This is a genomic window from Streptomyces sp. NPDC003379 (genome assembly GCF_053589195.1).
This window is the reverse complement of record NZ_JBSFRK010000089.1, coordinates 1-16,767: the sequence shown is the minus strand read 5'-3', so window position 1 is coordinate 16,767 and position 16,767 is coordinate 1. Positions and strand designations below refer to the sequence as shown.

Annotated in this window: 17 protein-coding genes and 1 pseudogene; 13 read left to right on the top strand and 5 right to left on the bottom strand. The window is 68.8% G+C overall.

Features of this window, described 5'->3' with window-relative positions:
* Window positions 1-13: 13 nt before the first annotated feature.
* Window positions 14-103 (top strand): annotated as a pseudogene (locus ACWDVB_RS39115) (YqgE/AlgH family protein); the annotation flags it as partial.
* 332 nt (window positions 104-435) lie between these two features.
* Here ACWDVB_RS39115 and ACWDVB_RS39110 read toward each other — a convergent pair.
* From ACWDVB_RS39110 to ACWDVB_RS39100, 3 genes are all read right to left on the bottom strand, one after another.
* Window positions 436-1,893: a catalase gene (locus tag ACWDVB_RS39110; protein ID WP_451517683.1), complete on the bottom strand. Its 1,458-nt coding sequence runs from the start codon at window positions 1,891-1,893 to the stop codon at window positions 436-438.
* 181 nt (window positions 1,894-2,074) lie between these two features.
* Complete coding sequence (locus ACWDVB_RS39105; RefSeq protein ID WP_451517682.1) at window positions 2,075-2,965, bottom strand: 2-hydroxy-3-oxopropionate reductase; 891 nt, start codon at window positions 2,963-2,965, stop codon at window positions 2,075-2,077.
* A gap of 68 nt (window positions 2,966-3,033) precedes the next feature.
* Window positions 3,034-3,873 (bottom strand): TIM barrel protein, encoded by an 840-nt coding sequence (locus ACWDVB_RS39100; protein WP_451517681.1) that lies wholly within the window; start codon window positions 3,871-3,873, stop codon window positions 3,034-3,036.
* Between the two features lie 126 nt (window positions 3,874-3,999).
* On the opposite strand from ACWDVB_RS39100, the gene ACWDVB_RS39095 reads away from it, so the two are divergent.
* The 11 genes from ACWDVB_RS39095 to ACWDVB_RS39045 all read left to right on the top strand — a co-directional run bounded on the left by ACWDVB_RS39095 (window position 4,000) and on the right by ACWDVB_RS39045 (window position 13,709).
* Window positions 4,000-4,278 (top strand): hypothetical protein, encoded by a 279-nt coding sequence (locus tag ACWDVB_RS39095; protein WP_451517680.1) that lies wholly within the window; start codon window positions 4,000-4,002, stop codon window positions 4,276-4,278.
* Entirely contained in the window at window positions 4,275-4,637 is a 363-nt protein-coding gene (locus tag ACWDVB_RS39090; protein ID WP_451517679.1) for a helix-turn-helix domain-containing protein, read from the top strand. Before ACWDVB_RS39095 ends, ACWDVB_RS39090 begins: the two co-directional genes overlap by 4 nt.
* Window positions 4,638-4,777: 140 nt before the next feature.
* The gene (uraD, locus tag ACWDVB_RS39085) at window positions 4,778-5,302 is read left to right on the top strand and encodes a 2-oxo-4-hydroxy-4-carboxy-5-ureidoimidazoline decarboxylase (protein ID WP_451517678.1); all 525 of its coding nucleotides are present in this window, start codon (window positions 4,778-4,780) and stop codon (window positions 5,300-5,302) included.
* Window positions 5,299-5,706 carry a hydroxyisourate hydrolase gene (gene uraH / locus ACWDVB_RS39080; protein ID WP_451517677.1) on the top strand — a complete coding sequence of 136 codons (408 nt, stop codon included), beginning with the start codon at window positions 5,299-5,301 and terminating at the stop codon, window positions 5,704-5,706. Before uraD ends, uraH begins: the two co-directional genes overlap by 4 nt.
* A gap of 5 nt (window positions 5,707-5,711) precedes the next feature.
* Window positions 5,712-6,644, top strand: a complete 933-nt coding sequence (gene pucL / locus ACWDVB_RS39075; protein ID WP_451517676.1) for a factor-independent urate hydroxylase — start codon at window positions 5,712-5,714, stop codon at window positions 6,642-6,644.
* 64 nt (window positions 6,645-6,708) lie between these two features.
* On the top strand, window positions 6,709-8,163 hold the full coding sequence (locus ACWDVB_RS39070) for a nucleobase:cation symporter-2 family protein (protein ID WP_451517675.1): 1,455 nt from the start codon (window positions 6,709-6,711) through the stop codon (window positions 8,161-8,163).
* Window positions 8,164-8,240: 77 nt separating this feature from the next.
* Window positions 8,241-9,623 carry an 8-oxoguanine deaminase gene (locus tag ACWDVB_RS39065; RefSeq protein WP_451517674.1) on the top strand — a complete coding sequence of 461 codons (1,383 nt, stop codon included), beginning with the start codon at window positions 8,241-8,243 and terminating at the stop codon, window positions 9,621-9,623.
* 366 nt (window positions 9,624-9,989) lie between these two features.
* The gene (locus ACWDVB_RS39060; protein ID WP_451517695.1) at window positions 9,990-11,357 is read left to right on the top strand and encodes a nucleobase:cation symporter-2 family protein; all 1,368 of its coding nucleotides are present in this window, start codon (window positions 9,990-9,992) and stop codon (window positions 11,355-11,357) included.
* A 180-nt stretch (window positions 11,358-11,537) separates the two neighbouring features.
* The gene (locus tag ACWDVB_RS39055; protein WP_451517673.1) at window positions 11,538-12,005 is read left to right on the top strand and encodes a hypothetical protein; all 468 of its coding nucleotides are present in this window, start codon (window positions 11,538-11,540) and stop codon (window positions 12,003-12,005) included.
* Entirely contained in the window at window positions 12,002-12,754 is a 753-nt protein-coding gene (locus tag ACWDVB_RS39050) for a hypothetical protein (protein WP_451517672.1), read from the top strand. Before ACWDVB_RS39055 ends, ACWDVB_RS39050 begins: the two co-directional genes overlap by 4 nt.
* A 130-nt stretch (window positions 12,755-12,884) precedes the next feature.
* A complete protein-coding gene (locus ACWDVB_RS39045; protein WP_451517671.1) occupies window positions 12,885-13,709 on the top strand; it encodes a transporter substrate-binding domain-containing protein in 825 nt (274 codons plus the stop codon).
* 22 nt (window positions 13,710-13,731) lie between these two features.
* Here ACWDVB_RS39045 and ACWDVB_RS39040 read toward each other — a convergent pair whose 3' ends face one another.
* The gene (locus ACWDVB_RS39040; protein WP_451517670.1) at window positions 13,732-14,685 is read right to left on the bottom strand and encodes a hypothetical protein; all 954 of its coding nucleotides are present in this window, start codon (window positions 14,683-14,685) and stop codon (window positions 13,732-13,734) included.
* Window positions 14,686-14,843: 158 nt separating this feature from the next.
* On the bottom strand, window positions 14,844-15,698 hold the full coding sequence (locus ACWDVB_RS39035; protein ID WP_451517669.1) for a chitosanase: 855 nt from the start codon (window positions 15,696-15,698) through the stop codon (window positions 14,844-14,846).
* 245 nt (window positions 15,699-15,943) lie between these two features.
* Here ACWDVB_RS39035 and ACWDVB_RS39030 point away from each other — a divergent pair, with 245 nt between their 5' ends.
* On the top strand, window positions 15,944-16,591 hold the full coding sequence (locus ACWDVB_RS39030; RefSeq protein WP_451517668.1) for a DUF4360 domain-containing protein: 648 nt from the start codon (window positions 15,944-15,946) through the stop codon (window positions 16,589-16,591).
* The last annotated feature ends 176 nt before the right edge of the window (window positions 16,592-16,767 follow it).

Here is a 16,767-nt window from a genome sequence, read left to right as displayed (position 1 = left end):
GATCATGTGGACCATGACCGAGGTGTCCTCGCTCACAGGGCGGCTGCTCGTGGCCACACCGGCCCTGGCGGACCCGAACTTCGACCGTGCGGTGGCCGCTCTGGCCAGGGGATGTCTGAAGTTGTGACCGCCCGACCGCGCGCGACTGGCGGAACATGCATACGCGCTGCCGGGCGGAGTTCGTGGGCCCCGTAGGGGCGGGGTGGGGCTGGGACCGCGGCGGGTGCGACGGGCCGTGGGGTTCCCTCTCTCAGGTCGAGAGGGAAGCCGCGGACCTTGACCACCGCACTGGCTCGCAGAGCCGCCGCGGACCGTGCCCGCCCGCCCGCGTCACGTACCACCCCTCATCCGGGTCCGTGACGGCGGTGCGGGCTCAGCGCCGGTGAGATGACCTCCCGTCAACTCACCGGCGCAGCCTTTGGGTTGCCGGCTCGCTCAGTCCTCGCGCAGGGCGCGGACGGCCTGCTCGACGCGCTTGCCGTAGTCGGCGTCGGCGGCGTGGAAGTGGGCGAGGTTCTTCTCGATGACGTCGTCGCGGGAGACCTGCGAGAGGCCACCGGCGATGTTCGCCACCAGACGCGACTTCTCGTCCTCCGACATGAGGCGGTACAGCTCGCCCGCCTGGAAGAAGTCGTCGTCCTTGGTGTGGGTCGGGGCCTCGTGCGTGCCCGTGTAACCGGCGATCGCGAGCGGCGCGGACAGCGGCCGGCCGGTCTCGACCGGGCCGTCGTACGAGTTGGGCTCGTAGTTCTTGCGGTCGCGGCCGTACGCGTTGGACGCCATCAGGCCGTCGCGGCCGTAGTTGTCGGCCTTCGTCGCCTTGGGGGCGTTCACCGCGAGCTGGGTGTGGTTGACGCCCAGGCGGTAGCGGTGCGCGTCCGCGTAGGCGAACAGGCGGCCCTGGAGCATCTTGTCGGGCGAGGGGCCGATGCCCGGCACGAAGTTGTTCGGGGAGAACGCGGCCTGCTCGACCTCCGCGAAGACGTTGTCCGGGTTGCGGTCCAGGACCAGGCGGCCCACGCGCTGCAGCGGGTAGTCCTTGTGCGGCCACACCTTGGTGAGGTCGAACGGGTTGAAGCGGTAGTCCGCGGCCTCGGACGCGGGCATGATCTGCACGTGCAGCGTCCAGGACGGGTTGACGCCCCGCTCGATCGCCTGGAGGAGATCGGTCTGGTGGCTGTTCGCGTCCTTGCCCGCTATCTCGGCGGCCTGGTCCGAGGAGAGGCAGCGGATGCCCTGGTTCGTCTTGAAGTGGTACTTGACGAAGAAGGCCTCGCCCTTGGCGTTCGTCCACTGGTAGGTGTGCGAGCCGTAGCCGTTCATGTGGCGGTACGAGGCGGGGATGCCGCGGTCGCCCATCAGCCAGGTGATCTGGTGCGTCGCCTCGGGGGCGTGCGCCCAGAAGTCCCAGACGTTGTCCGGCTCCTGCTTGCCCGTGAAGGGGTCGCGCTTCTGGGAGTGGATGAAGTCGGGGAACTTCAGGGGGTCCTTGATGAAGAAGACGGGCGTGTTGTTGCCCACGAGGTCGTAGTTGCCGTCCTCGGTGTAGAACTTCAGCGCGAAGCCACGCGGGTCGCGGACCGCGTCCGCGCCGCCCAGGTTGTCCGCCACGGTCGAGAAGCGCAGGAAGACCTCGGTGCGCTTGCCGATCTCGGCGAGGAAGTCGGCGTGGGTGAAGCCGGTGACGTCGTCGGTCACCTCGAAGTAGCCGTACGCGCCGGAGCCGCGGGCGTGCACGACGCGCTCCGGGATGCGCTCACGGTTGAAGCGGGCCAACTTCTCCAGGAGGTGCTGGTCCTGGAGAAGGATCGGGCCACCGACGCCGGCGGTGGCGGAGTTCTGATTGTCGGCGACGGGGGCGCCGGACTCGGTCGTAAGCACGCGCTTCGACATCGTGACCTTCCGTGCTGTGACTGCTGAGGTGTTCGGAGCGTAAGGACCCCTGAACTGCTACGTCAACAGTTTGTTGAAGTTGATGATGAGGTTCCGGGCCGCGGCGGCGCCTGGGCGCGACAGGACAGGTGTCAGCGCCGCCACGGCCCGGAAGTTCAAAGGGAGCTCTCCAGCACTGTGACTAGAGCTCGGCGCCCGAGAGGCGCTCGACGGAGCGCAGCAGGGCGGAGTGGTCCAGGCCGCCGTCGCCCTGCGCGCGCAGCGAGGCGACGAGCTGGGCGACGACCGCGCCGACCGGCAGGGCGGCACCGACATTGCGGGCGGCGTCGGTGACGATGCCCATGTCCTTGTGGTGCAGGTCGATCCGGAAACCGGGCTTGAAGTCCCGGTTCAGGAAGTTGTCCTTCTTGCGGGTCAGGACGGTCGAGCCGGCGAGCCCGCCGTTCAGCACGTCGAGCGCGGCCCCCAGGTCGACGCCGGACTTCTCCAGGAAGACCACGGCCTCGGCACACGCCTGGATGTTCACGGCGACGATCAGCTGGTTGGCGGCCTTCACGGTCTGGCCCGAGCCGTGCGGACCGCACAGCACGATGGTCTTGCCGAGTGCTTCGAGGAGCGGCTTGGCCTCGTCGAAGTCGGCCTGCTCGCCGCCGACCATGATGGACAGGACGGCCTCGATGGCGCCCGCCTCGCCGCCGGAGACCGGGGCGTCCAGGACGCGCAGGCCCTTCTCCTTGGCGGCCTTGGCCAGGTCCACGGAGGTCTGCGGGGTGATCGACGACATGTCGACGATCAGCGCACCCGACCTGGCGTTCTCCAGGATGCCGTCGGGGCCGTACGCGATGGCCTCGACCTGCGGCGACGCGGGCACCATCGTGACGACCACGTCGGCGTCCTTGACGGCCTCCGCGATGGACTTCGCGGCGGTGCCGCCGGCGGCCGAGAGCCGGTCCAGCTTGTCCTGCTCCAGGGTGAAGCCGGTGACGGAGTAACCCGCCTTGATCAGGTTCTCGGACATGGGGGAGCCCATGATGCCGAGTCCGATCCACGCGATCTTGGGAAGGTTGCTCATGAGGGTGCCTCTCCTGCTGCTCTCAAGCTTGTCGTACGTCGATGAGTTGGCGCTCAGCGAGTTGGCGCTTAGCGCGCGGCGCGGGCCTCGGTGGGCAGCCAGTCGAAGGCGTCGGCGCTCGGGCGGTCGCCGGGCTTGTACTCCAGGCCGACCCACCCCTCGTAGCCGGTCTTCCTGAGCTGGTCGAGGAGGCCCTCAAGGGGGAGCGACCCGGTCCCGGGGGCGCCGCGGCCGGGGTTGTCCGCGATCTGCACGTGCCCGGTCCTGGCCGCGTACTGCTCGATGACCGACGGCAGGTCCTCGCCGTTCATGGACAGGTGGTACAGGTCCATGAGGAACTTCGTGTTGCCGAGCCCGCTCGCCGCGTTCACCTTGTCGACGATCTCGATCGCCTTGGGCGCGCTCACGATGGGGCACTTCGGCGACTCGGGCGCGTTCAGCGCCTCGATCAGGAGGATCGCGCCGACGCGGTCGGCCTCGCGGGCGGCGAGCACCAGGTTCTCCAGGGCGAGTTCGTCCTGGACGGCCGGGTCCACGCCGTCGACGCGGTTGCCGTACAGCGCGTTGAGCGCCTTGCAGCCGAGCGACTCGGCGAAGTCCGCCGCCACCGCGAGGTTCGCGCGGAACTTCGCGCTCTCCTCGCCGGGGATGGACAGGGCGCCGCGGTCGGGACCCGGCAGCTGTCCGGCGTAGAAGTTCAGACCCACCAGCTGGACGCCCGCGTCCTCGATCGCCTTTTTCAGGGCGTCGAGCTCGGACTGCTCAGGGGTGGGGGCGTCGACCCAGGGCCACCACAGCTCGACCGCGCCGAAGCCGGCCTTCGCGGCGGCCGCGGGGCGCTCCAGGAGCGGGAGCTCGGTGAAGAGGATCGACAGGTTCACATTGAAGCGCTGGTCGGAGTATCCCATGGGGCTTCCGCGCTCCTTCCGTATTGCGGAAGTTAATTTCTGCTTGATGGAAGACTGCCTCCGATCCGCGGAAGCTGTCAAGAGGGGGCTGCCGAAATTTCGAGCGTCGGCAGTAGGTTGGGCCGCGTGCGATTGAGAGTGGAGTTCACGACCGAACCCTTCGATCTCGACGAGGCCCCGCCGCATGCGCTGGTGGCCCGTGAGGTGATCCAGGGCGCCCCGCTGGACGCCGTCGACGTGGGCCCGTTCGGCAACACCGCCGAGGGCGACGTCGACGCGGTCCTGACCGCCGTCGACGCGATGCTGCGCCGGACCCTGGGGGCGGGCGCCACCCGCGTCTCGCTCCAGGTCAACGTGATCGGCGAACGCGGGGCGCCGCGAAAGCCGGGGGAGGCGGATAAGTGACCAGTTTCGGGGACGACCCCTTCGTCACCGCGGTCAAGCCGCTGGTGGACGCCATGGGCGGCCGGCTGATGCCGCCGGACGAGGCGGGGACCGACGACGTGGTCCTGGCCTGGGAGGGCGAGGACGTGGTGGCCGTACGGCTGCCGCAGCTCGCCGACTCCCTGGACCACATCCTGCTCGCCCTGGAGCGCAAGCAGGGCCGCCCGCTCGCGGAGCTGGACCGCAAGGCGAAGCAGGAGGTCGTACGGATCCTGGAGGCGCGCGGCGCCTTCGCCGTCCGACACGGCGTCGAAACGGTCGCCGCCGCCCTCGGGGTGAGCCGCTTCACGGTGTACAACTACCTGAACCGCTCCTCCTGATCCCCGTCCTCATGAAGGCCGCCATCCGGTTAACGGAAGGCGGCCTTTGTTACTCGAAGTTTTCAACAAAGTGTTGACGTGGTGTTTCGGCTGGCGTTAGCTATCCGCAGCCCGACCCGCACAAGGCCACGGAGGTACCCGTGACTTCGAGTACGACCCTGGGCCTAGCCCGGTTCAACGCCTCGGCGGAGTCCGCGGCCACCGCCGCGCTCCACGAGGCCTGCGCCTCCTCGGCCTGGGGGAGCAAGCTGCTCTCCCAGCGCCCCTACGCCACCGTCGAAGCCCTCTTCGCCGCGAGCGACGCCGCCATGGCCGAGCTGACCGCGGAGGATCTGGCCGAGGCGATGGCGGGGCACCCGCCGATCGGCCGCCCGAAACCGGGGGACCCCACCTCGTCCCGCGAGCAGCGGGGCATGGCGGGCGCCTCCGAGCAGCTGAAGGCCGAGATGCTCGAACTGAACCTGGCGTACCAGGAGAAGTTCGGCCACGTCTTCCTGATCTGCGCCACCGGCCGCACCGGTGAGCAGATGCGGGACGCCGTCAAGGAACGGATCGGCAACTCGCCCGAGCAGGAGCGGGAGATCGTCCGCGCCGAGCTCGGCAAGATCAACCGCATCCGCCTGACCCGCCTCGTCGAAGACCTGGAAGAGGAAGAGACCGCATGAGTACGGAAACCACCGCGTCGGTGTCCACGCACATCCTGGACACCAGCGTCGGACGCCCCGCGGAGGGCGTCGCCATCTCCCTGTCGGCCCGCGGTGGCTCCGACGTGGAGTGGCAGCCGCTCGGCGGCAGCTCGACCGACGCGGACGGGCGCTGCAAGGACCTCCCGGCGCTGCCGGAAGGCGTGACCCACGTACGTCTCGACTTCGAGACCGAGGCGTACTTCCTGAAGCTGAAGAACAAGCAAGCCGAGGCGCAGCAGGACGCCCCCGCGAATCGGGACAGCGGTGCGAGCGGAGCGTTCTTCCCGGAGGTGGCGATCACGTTCGCCGTCACGCCGGGCGAGCACTACCACGTACCGCTGCTGCTCAACCCGTTCGGCTACTCCGTTTACCGAGGGAGCTAGCAGACATGCCCACCATTCTGGGACAGAACCAGTACGGCAAGGCTGAGAACCGGGTCGTAAAGATCACGCGGGACGGCGACACCCACCACATCAAGGACCTGAACGTCTCCGTCGCCCTCTCCGGCGACCTGGACGACGTCCACTACAACGGCTCGAACGCCAACTGCCTGCCGACGGACACGACGAAGAACACCTGCTTCGCGTTCGCCAAGGAGTACGGCATCGAGTCGGCCGAGCAGTACGGCATCCACCTCGCCCGGCACTTCGTGGACAGCCAGCCCTCGATCCACCGCGCGCGGATCCGGATCGAGGAGTACTCCTGGGAGCGCATCGGCGGCTCCGACAGCAACGCCAAGTTCATCGGCGCCGACGAGGTCAAGCACTCCTTCGTCCGCAAGGGCCAGGAGACGCGGCTCGCCCAGATCACGTACGAGGACGGGCAGTTCGAGGTCCTCTCGGGTCTGAAGGACCTGACCGTGATGAACTCTACGAACTCCGAGTTCTGGGGCTACATCAAGGACAAGTACACGACGCTGCAAGAGGATTACGACCGTATCCTCGCCACCTCCCTGTCCACCTGGTGGCGGCACAACTGGACCAGCGACGAGCAGCGCATGCCGACCTGGGAGCGGTCCTACGAGCAGGCGAAGAAGCACATCCTGCACGCCTTCGTGGAGACCTACTCGCTCTCGCTCCAGCAGACGCTGTACCAGATGGGTTCGCGGGTCATCAACAACCGCAGCGAGATTGACGAGATCCGCTTCTCCGCGCCCAACAAGCACCACTTCCGTCAGGACCTCTCGCCCTTCGGCCTCGACAACGAGGCCAAGGACGGAGCCGTCTACTACGCCGCCGACCGCCCCTACGGCCTCATCGAGGCCACCATCCTGCGGGACGGCGTCGAGCCGAAGATCCCGGTCGACATGACCAACCTCTGACGCGGGACGCGCGCCCCCGCCCCGCCGCAGCGGGCGGGGGTGCGCCACACCGGAGGGAACAGCAATGGCACAGCCTGCAAAGGGGCCGGCAGAAGGCCCGTGTTCCACCTCACCCGTAGGTGACGGTAAGTCAACTTCCGAGTCGGCTTCCGAGTCGGCCCACGAACCGACTCCCGACTGTCACCCGGTGGATGAGAAGCTACACCCCTCGCGGCTGGTCCCCGCCGCGCTCCAGCACATCGCCGCCATGTACGCGGGTGTGGTCACCCCTCCGCTCATCATCGGCCAGGCCTGCGGCCTGGACACCGTGGCCCAGACCCGGCTCATCGCCGCCGGTCTGCTGATCGCGGGTCTCGCCACCATCCTGCAGACCCTCGGCGTCAAGGGCTTCGTCGGCAACCGCCTGCCCTTCGTGAACGCCGCCTCCTCGGCCGGCATCGCGCCCATCCTCGCCATCGCGGAGACCAACGCCAAGGGCGAGCAACTCCCCGCGATCTACGGCGCGGTGATGGTCGCGGGCGTCTTCTGTCTCGTCATCGGCCCCTTCTTCGGCAGGCTGCTGCGCTTCTTCCCGCCGCTGGTCACCGGCGTCGTCATCACGCTCATCGGCGTCACGCTGATGCCCGTACCCGTCAAGTGGGCGCAGGGCGGCGACGAGACACACCCGACCTTCGGCGACATGAGGTACCTGGCGCTCGCCGCGTTCACGCTCGTCGTCATCCTGATGTTCCAGCGCTTCGGGCGCGGCTTCCTCAGGCAAGTGGCCCTGCTGGCGGGCATGTTCATCGGCACGCTGGCCGCGATCCCCTTCGGGATGGCCGACTTCACCTCCGTGCAGTCGGCGCCGCTGGCCGCGCTGCCCACGCCGTTCGCCGCGGGCGCCCCCGTCTTCCAGCCCGCCGCGATCCTCTCGCTCTGCATCGTCATGCTGGTCCTGATGACCGAGTCCTCGGCCGGAATGCTCGCCCTCGGCGAGATCTGCGAGCGCAAGACCGACGGGAAGACCATCACCCGCGGACTGCGCACCGACGGCATCGCCACACTCGTCGGACCGGTCTTCGGCGGCTTCCCGACCTCCGCCTTCGCGCAGAACGTCGGCGTCGTCTCGCTGACCCGGGTCCGCAGCCGCTACGTGGTCGCCGTCGCGGGCGCCTCGCTCATCGTCCTCGGCGCCTTCCCCGTGCTCGGCGCGGTCGTCAACGTGGTCCCCATGCCGGTCCTCGGCGGCGCGGGCATCGTCCTCTTCGGCTCCATCGCGGTCAGCGGCATCCGTACGCTCTCCGAGGCGGGCCTGGACGACAGCTCCAACATCATCCTGGTGGCCGTGTCGCTCGGGGCGGGCATCATCCCGCTCGCCGCGCCCACCTTCTACGCCGACTTCCCCGCGTGGGCACAGACCGTGCTCGGCTCCGGCATCAGCGCCGGCGCGCTCGTCGCGGTCTCGCTCAACCTCTTCTTCCACCATCTCGGCACCCGTGGCAGCGCGCAGAGCACCGCCGCGGCACTCAAATCTTCCTAGGGTCATGCCGTGCCCTCCCCCAGGCTCCTCATGAGCAGGGGGGACCCCCAACGCCACTCACCCACAAAGGAAGCACCATGGCAGCATCGGCAGACCGCATCGTCATCGAGAACGTCGCCATCGCGACCGTCGACGCCCAGGACACCGAGTACGCCTCGGGCCACATCGTCGTAGCGGGCAACAAGATCGAGTCCATCGGCGCGGGCAAGGCGCCCGAGGGCCTGGAGAACGTCGTACGCCGTGTCGACGGCACCGGCCACCTCGCCACGCCCGGCCTGATCAACACCCACCACCACTTCTACCAGTGGATCACCCGGGGCCTCGCCACCGACCACAACCTCTTCAACTGGCTGACGGCGCTGTACCCGACGTGGGCGCGCATCGACGAGCAGATGACGTACGCGGCGGCGCAGGGCTCCCTCGGCATGATGGCCCGCGGCGGCGTCACCACCGCCATGGACCACCACTACGTCTTCCCGCGGGGCTCCGGCGACCTGTCCGGGTCGATCATCCGCGCCGCCTCCGAGATGGGCGTGCGCTTCACCCTGGCCCGCGGCTCCATGGACCGCAGCGAGAAGGACGGCGGCCTGCCGCCGGACTTCGCCGTGGAGACCCTGGAGGGCGCGCTCGCCGCGACCGAGGAGACCGTCAAGAAGCACCACGACGCCTCCTTCGACGCGATGACGCAGGTCGCCGTCGCGCCCTGCTCGCCGTTCTCCGTGTCGACCGAACTCATGAAGCAGGGCGCCGAGTTGGCCCGCCGCCTGGGTGTACGTCTGCACACCCACGGCAGCGAGACGGTCGAGGAGGAGAAGTTCTGCCACGAGCTGTTCGGCAAGGGCCCCACCGACTACTTCGAGTCGACCGGCTGGCTCGGTGACGACGTGTGGATGGCGCACTGCGTCCACATGAACGACTCCGACATCGCCGCGTTCGCCCGCACCGGCACGGGCGTCGCCCACTGCCCCTCCTCCAACGCGCGCCTCGCCGCCGGTATCGCCCGCGTCCCCGACATGCTGAAGGCGGGTGTCCCCGTCGGCCTCGGCGTCGACGGCACCGCCTCCAACGAGTCCGGCGAACTCCACACCGAGCTGCGCAACGCCCTGCTGATCAACCGCCTCGGCGCCCACAAGGAAGCCGCCCTCAACGCCCGTCAGGCGCTGCGCCTCGGCACGTACGGCGGCGCCCAGGTCCTCGGCCGGGCCACGCAGATCGGCTCCCTGGAGGCGGGCAAGCTCGCCGACCTCGTTCTCTGGAAGATCGACGGCATCGGGCACGCCTCGATCGCCGACCCGGTGACCGCCGTCGTCTTCGGCGCGGCGGCCCCGGTCACACTCTCCCTCGTCAACGGCAGGCCGGTCGTCGAGAACGGCCGCCTGCTGCACGCCGACGAGGACGCCATCGCCCGCTCCACGCGGGACGAGGCGCAGCGCCTCGCGCGGATCGCCGCCGAGAGCTGAACCCAAGAACTCCGGTCAGGGGGGACGGCCCTTGACCGGACTTGAGCAGCCGAGCGGGCTGCTCAAGTGCCGCCCCGAGAACGTGGCCCAAAGCTTCACGTTCTCGGGGCGGTCAGTACTACCTGGGCGCATTTCCACAACCGAATACCGAGTAAGTCCTTGCACCACGCACCACCCCCCCCCACCTCCCAGAAGCGAAAAGTGCCGGCGCCCAGCCGGTACTGGAAAACAACCGGAGGAGCCACAGTGGCCACTCAGCCCAGGTTCACCAAGCAAGGCACCACCCCTGACTCCACCCCCGACTCCGACTCCGACTCCGGCGAGGGGGTCATACACCCGGTCGACGAGAAGCTCCCACCCCTGAAGATGGCGACCACCGGCCTTCAGCACGTGGCCGCCATGTACGCGGGCGTCGTCGCCCCGCCGCTCATCGTGGGCGCCGCCGTCGGCCTCTCCGCGAAGGAACTGACCTTCCTGACCGGCGCGTGTCTGTTCACCGCCGGTCTCGCCACCTTCCTCCAGACCCTCGGCGTCTGGAAGATCGGCGCCCGCCTGCCGTTCGTCAACGGCGTCACCTTCGCCGGTGTCGCGCCCATGCTCGCCGTCGTCGACTCGACGAAGGACAAGGACGACGCGATCCCCATCATCTTCGGCGCGGTGATCGTCGCCGGTGTGCTCGGCTTCATAGCGGCGCCGTTCTTCTCGAAGATGGTGCGGTTCTTCCCGCCCGTGGTCACCGGTACGGTCATCACCCTCATCGGCATCTCGCTGATGCCGGTCGCCTTCGGCTGGGCGCAGGGACCCGTCCCCGGGGCCGACGACTACGGCTCGATGAAGAACCTCGGCCTGGCGGGCATCACCCTCATCATCGTGCTGCTGCTGCGCCGCTTCACCACCGGCTTCGTCAAGCAGATCGCGGTCCTGCTCGGCCTGGTCGTCGGCACGCTCGTCGCGATCCCGTTCGGCGTCACGGACTTCAGCCCGGTCGGCGACGCGGACATCGTCGGCTTCCCGACGCCCTTCCACTTCGGCGCCCCGCAGTTCGCGGCCGCCGCCATCGTCTCCCTCTGCGTCGTCATGGTCGTCTCGATGACGGAGTCGACGGCCGACATGCTCGCCCTCGGCGAGATCGTGGACCGTCCGGCCGACGAGAAGACCATCGCGGCGGGCCTGCGCGCGGACTGCCTCGGCTCGGCGGTCAGCCCGCTCTTCAACGGCTTCATGTGCAGCGCCTTCGCGCAGAACATCGGCCTGGTCGCGATGACGAAGATCCGCAGCCGGTACGTCGTCGCCACGGGCGGCGGCTTCCTCGTCCTGATGGGCCTGTGCCCGATGGCCGCCTCCCTGATCGCCGTCGTGCCGCGCCCGGTGCTCGGCGGCGCGGGCGTCGTGCTCTTCGGCTCGGTCGCGGCGAGCGGCATCCAGACCCTGGTCAAGGCGAACCTGGAGAAGGACAACAACGTCCTGATCGTGGCCGTCTCGCTGGCCGTCGGCCTGATCCCGATCGCGGCGCCGGAGTTCTACCACGCGTTCCCGGAGACCGCGAAGATCATCCTCGACTCGGGCATCTCGACGGGCTGTGTGGCAGCCGTACTCCTGAACCTGGTCTTCAACCACATCGGCAAGGGCCGCGACGACGACGAGGTCACGGCACCCATGGAGGGCGGCGAGGCGATCGCCGAACAGCGCACGCACTCCTCACCCACGGGGCCTTCTGCTGCCGGGGTGCACTGACCTACCGTCGGCTCCGTTCCGCGCCTCATGAACTCCCGCGGAACGGGGCCGACTTCCCGTTCCGCACGGGCACGCTGCCCGTGGAACGCCTGTCAGTAACATCAACAACCCTCTAACATAGGCCCGTTGACGGTGCTGAAGCAGTACACAGCACACTAAAGGCCAGTGACGGGGGCGCCCATGACCAGTCTTCCTGAAATCTCCGCCGAACTCGCCACCTACTTCTCGCTGGCGGCCGAGACCTTGGGCGCCGCCATGGTGGCGAGTGCCGCACAGCGCGTCACGGACGGGTCGATCGACGCGGGCCAGGGCTACTTTCGTGGGCTCTTCCGCCGCGGGAGCGGCGAGGACACCCCGATCACCCTGCCCGAGGGCCGCAGCGAGCAGCGCGCCGACCAGCTGCTCGGCGCGCTCTCCCCCGAGGACAGGCAGCGGCTGGCCACGGCCCTGACGGCGTGGCTCGGTGAACAGCGGGACCGCCGTCCGGACGAGGCCCGCCTGGCGGAACTCATGGCAGCGGCCCCGGCGCCCACCCGCTCGTACCACGTCACGGCCCACGGCCCGGACTCCGCCGCCATCGGCTCGGTGGGGGACGGCGCCACCTTCCACTTCGGCGGCGGCACTCGTCACGGCGGGGACGGAGCGTGAGCTCCGCCGGGTCCGGCGCGGACAGGGGCCCCGAGGCCGGCACCGTCAGCTCCAGTGGCGTCGGCTCGTCCTCGTTCGGCTCGGTCGGTGACAACGCCACGTTCAAATGGGAGCTCAGACGGCCGTTGGCGCACGTCGCGTGGCTCCCTGTGTCCGCCTGTCTCGTCATCGCCGCGACCATCGGCTTCGCCATCTTCGCCGTGGCCCGGTGGCCCGGTGGCCCGCAGAGCCAGTACGTGTGGTTCTACGTCCTCACGGCCCTCGCCCTGCTGGTCGCCGGCGCCGCCGCCCTGTACCCGGCCGACCGGATGGTCCGCGCCGTCCTCGTCGGCGCCGCCGCGATCTGCTGCGGTGGCGGCGCGCTCGCCTGGGTGGACGTCGACCGCACCGGCGAGGTCGGCGTGGAGATGACCATCCGCGGCACGCAGCCCGTGGACGACCCCGGCGACACACTCACAGTGGTGATGACGCGGCCGGCCTCCGGTGACGTACGGGACAAGCTGCGTCTGACGCTGACCATCAAGGACAACGATCCGGACACGGCCACCTGCGTCAGCAGGACCACGGCGATGATCACCGCCATCACCCCGGGCATCACCCCGCACAGCCCGAAGGTGCTCGCGCAGTCGACCGTCGACTTCGACCTCGGGGGCCGTGCGGGAGCGGTCCGATTCGCGGTCCACGTGCAGCCGGATGAGGGCTGCTCCATGCGCCTTACGCAGGCCCGCGGCACGCTGCACAACGACTGAGAACCGAAACGACCTATAAGGACTGTTCATGGGCAAATTAGGGCGCCGTTCCCGCATGATTCGCACCGGGGCCGCCGTGGTGGCCCTTGCGGGAGCTTCCCTGGCCGGCTGCTCCTCGGAACCCTCGTCGATGTTCGCCGACGGGAAAGTCGAGGTCGGCAGCAAGGGCGATCAGCCAGGTACGAGCTACTCACCCCACGACGGCGAGTTCGACGGGTTCGACATCACGGTCGCCCGGGAGGTGCTCGGCAGGGTGGGGGTCAAGTCACCGGATTTCGAAGGCGTCCTGTCCAAGAACAGGGCGCACGCCCTGCATGAGGGGGACGTCCAGCTTGTCGCGGCCACCTACTCGATCACGGAGAGCAGGATGAAGCCGACGTCGGAAGAGGGTGACGGGCTCGACTTCGTGGGCCCCTACGCATCCACCCGACAGGGCATCCTCGTACGGAAAGAGGACGCCGAAAAGTACAAGGACCTCAGCGACCTCAACGGAAAGGTCGTCTGCGTCTGGGAAAACACCACCTCCGCAGCCGAGCTGGGCAAACCGGCGTATGACGAGATCCGCACCGTCGAGATGACAGACGCCCAGCAGTGCGTCACAGCACTGAAGGAGAAGAGAAAGGTTGACGGTGAGCTTGTCGCTGCCGTCTCCACCGACCAGCTGATTCTCTACGGGTTCATGGAAGCCAACCCCGATCTCACCGTCAAACGCGGCATGACATTCGGCCCGATCAACGACTACGGCATCGCGATGACCAAGGGCCATCGCGACGACTGCAAGAAGCTCCGGCAGGCCCTCATGGACTACGCACGCAGCAGCGACTGGATCCACGACTTCGATGCCAATCTGCGCCGAGTCTCCGACCTGGAGCGCAACGAGGCCAGGCCCACCGACGACGAGATCGAGACCAGCTCCTGCCGCGACAGGCCGGGCAACGTGAAGGTGGACGACTGACGGCTGTCGACGTGAGTCGCGGTCACCTACCGCACAGTTTCGCGGAGTTGACCGACCCGCCCGCGTTTTCGTCGTCCGTGCCGAGGATCGCGGTGCGGGAGTTCGGCGCGCACTCCAGCGCCTCGATCTTGACCCCGTCGAACTTCCGCAGAAGGCCGGGGGACTTGGCGACGGAGAGCCGCACCTTCCCGGAGCGGGCGTCGATCGACACCCTGCCCGCGTCCGTGACCGCCGAGTCGAAGGGGCCGTCGTCGCCCGGGTCCGACGCCGAGCTGATCAGGAGGCGGCCCGAGGCCGTGACCGAGATGTCGGAGACGTGCCGGACGTCGCCCGACGGGTAGGGGGCGCGGTAGCGGGCGGCGGTGGTGACCGGGCCGAAGTCGGACTCGCCGTACTTGTTGAAGGAGAAGGGGGCCGCGCGCAGCGTCGAGGGGTCGGCCTTGCCCGCGCCCCGGTCGGCCCAGACGGCCGCCAGCTTGCCGCGGTGCGAGGTCAGCGCGAAGCTCTCGTAGTCGTCGCCGTCAGCGATCGCGGGCAGCGGGGAGACGTCCACGACCTCGACCGCCGACCCCGTCGATCCCGTCGACCCCGTCGTCTTGAGGTGGTAGAGGAGGCCCCGGCTGGCGAGCGCCACGTACTCGCCGGAGGTGCCGGGCACCGCCTCGATCGCCTCCAGGTCGATCGGCTCGCCGGTGTCCGCCCAGGTGAGCGGCTCGACGGTCGCGGAACGGCCGGGGCGGAGGGTGAGCGCGGCGATCCGGTTCTGGCCGGGCTTCTTGTTGTCGCGCACGATCAGCGCGTGCGTGGCGCCGTCCGCGCGGCCGGTGAGCGCGAGCCCGCTGACGCCCGAGGTGATGTCGTCACCGGCGCGCTGCCAGCCGCTGCCCGTGGCGGGGGCCGTGGCGGGGGCCGTGGGGGCTCCCGCCGTGACGAGCGCGGCGGTGGCGGCGGTCAGCACGGTTATGCGAAGAAACATGGATCTTTCACCTCAGAGCTGGTGGACGCGCGTAGAGCGGGAGTTGGCCGGGACGGTACCCATGTCCACCGGCGGGAAGCAAGAGGTGTGCGTGAGCGCGCGGGACGCGATGGACGCCGTCCCGCGCACCTGCCGCGGTCAGCGAGGAAAGGTTTCCGCTAACCGATGTGGTACGGGTCGCCGTAGACCTTCCAGTCCAGCGGCGGGTCCAGCTTGAGGTTCTTCTTCTTCAGGAACACGCGCTGCGCGGTGTCGACCCGGCTGGTGTCCTCGTGCGCCTCCTCCTGCCGCATCGCCCAGACGCGCGCGTCCAGGAAGGCGTTCAGGTACGTCACCTCGTTGCCGCCCTGCGCCGGCGGCTTCGCCGAACGCAGCGCGCGCTTGCGTATGTTGCGGAAACTGGTGGAGTCGCTGCCGTCGCCGTGCATCACGATGGCGTCGTAGTAGCAGAACTGGCCGAGTACGCCGATGGCGTCCGCCTTGCCCTGCTTGACGGCGGGGTCGAAGTAGACGCGGTCGCGCTCGTCGTTCTGCGCCTTCTGGAACGCCGGGTCCTCGGCGGCCTTCTCCCAGTCGCGTACGAAGGTGGGATCGAGCCCTTCGTGCGAGTCGGTGCCGTCCACCTCGCGCAGCGCGGGCAGGTACGTGGCGAGGACGTTGTTCGGCTTGCGCCGGGTGTACAGCTCGACGAGGTCCAGCATGTCGCCGGTGCCGGAACAGAAGCCGATGATGCCCGCGGTGTAGCCGCGGCCGTCGCCGATGTCCTCGCAGTACCGGTAGTACTCCTTCCAGTTGAGGCTGGAGTTCTCGGCGCTGCAGACCAGTTTCATGGCGATCTCCTTCTTCGCCGGTTCGTCCAGCCCGATGGCTGCTTTGGCTGACGGGGGAGTGGCCGTCGCCGTCTGCGAGGCGATGAGCGGGCCCGCCACGGCCGAGGCGCCGAGGAAGGCGAGGAGGGTGCGGCGGGAGGTGAGGGCGCGGGGGTGTTGGTGCGGGGAGTGGGGGGTTTGCACGAGGGCCTCCAGGAGGGGGAGTTCGACGTTCCGCGTACTGTTAGGAAGGTTTCCTACCAGAGATTCGGCATGACGTATACCCGTCAAGTCCCTGCGTTGGCCGTCGAGTCGGTGACGGCGAATGGCCGGACATCGCTCTGGCCCAGGTCCCCAGTGGTCCGTACGCTCCCCCTCGCTCACGCATCGCGCACTACGCACCACGCACTTCTCCCATCACCCCCCTCCTTGCAATGGAACGGAGAACCATGGCTGGTGCACTGCTGCTGAGCGGCGCCGTCGCGGCGCTGTTCGGCTCGACGCTTTCCCCCCATGACACGACCGCGATCCTGAATCCGCCCCCGGACAAGATCGTGATCGAGGTCGCCACGGTGAACGGCTCGGGCTGCCCCCTCGGCACCGCGGCCGTCGCCGTCTCCGAGGACAACACGGCCTTCACGGTGACCTACAGCGACTACCTCGCCCAGGCGGGCGCCGGGGCGCCTCCCACGGCGTTCCGCAAGAACTGTCAGCTCAACCTCATCGTGCATGTGCCGCAGGGCTTCACATACGCGATCGCCAGCGCGGACTATCGCGGCTACGCCTCGCTCCAGCCGGGCGCCAAGGGCATCGAGAAGGCGTCGTACTACTTCCAGGGCTCGCCGAACACGGCATCGATCACGCATGAGTTCAAGGGCGCCTACCACGACAACTGGCAGGCCACCGACACGACGGACTGGGCGCAGCTGGTGTGGGCGCCCTGCGGGGAGCGGCGCAACTTCAACATCAACACGGAGTTGCGGGTGGACGCGGGCACCTCTGATCCCGCGAAGTCCAGCTTCATGACGATGGACTCCACGGATGGGGACATCAGCACGGAGTACCACATGGCGTGGAAGGAGTGCCCGCGACGCTAGGGGCCGTCCGGCGTGTGCGGGTTGTTTGTGGTTGCTCGCGCAGTTCCCCGCGCCCCTTACGGGGCACTCCCGGCAGCGGCACGGGCCTGCCCCGGCCTGCACCGTGAGGAGTTCCGTCAGTGACAGGGACGCCGTCCCCACCCGTTGCGCCGTCGCCTCGGCCGAAGAGTCGTCGG

Bases quoted from the DNA above. Each gene is read 5' to 3' on its own strand.
- ACWDVB_RS39110 (WP_451517683.1), bottom strand. From the start codon at position 1,893: ATGTCGAAGCGCGTGCTTACGACCGAGTCCGGCGCCCCCGTCGCCGAC.
- ACWDVB_RS39105 (WP_451517682.1), bottom strand. From the start codon at position 2,965: ATGAGCAACCTTCCCAAGATCGCGTGGATCGGACTCGGCATCATGGGC.
- ACWDVB_RS39100 (WP_451517681.1), bottom strand. From the start codon at position 3,873: ATGGGATACTCCGACCAGCGCTTCAATGTGAACCTGTCGATCCTCTTC.
- uraH (WP_451517677.1), top strand. From the start codon at position 5,299: ATGAGTACGGAAACCACCGCGTCGGTGTCCACGCACATCCTGGACACC.
- pucL (WP_451517676.1), top strand. From the start codon at position 5,712: ATGCCCACCATTCTGGGACAGAACCAGTACGGCAAGGCTGAGAACCGG.
- ACWDVB_RS39070 (WP_451517675.1), top strand. From the start codon at position 6,709: ATGGCACAGCCTGCAAAGGGGCCGGCAGAAGGCCCGTGTTCCACCTCA.
- ACWDVB_RS39065 (WP_451517674.1), top strand. From the start codon at position 8,241: ATGGCAGCATCGGCAGACCGCATCGTCATCGAGAACGTCGCCATCGCG.
- ACWDVB_RS39060 (WP_451517695.1), top strand. From the start codon at position 9,990: ATGGCGACCACCGGCCTTCAGCACGTGGCCGCCATGTACGCGGGCGTC.
- ACWDVB_RS39055 (WP_451517673.1), top strand. From the start codon at position 11,538: ATGACCAGTCTTCCTGAAATCTCCGCCGAACTCGCCACCTACTTCTCG.
- ACWDVB_RS39045 (WP_451517671.1), top strand. From the start codon at position 12,885: ATGTTCGCCGACGGGAAAGTCGAGGTCGGCAGCAAGGGCGATCAGCCA.
- ACWDVB_RS39040 (WP_451517670.1), bottom strand. From the start codon at position 14,685: ATGTTTCTTCGCATAACCGTGCTGACCGCCGCCACCGCCGCGCTCGTC.
- ACWDVB_RS39030 (WP_451517668.1), top strand. From the start codon at position 15,944: ATGGCTGGTGCACTGCTGCTGAGCGGCGCCGTCGCGGCGCTGTTCGGC.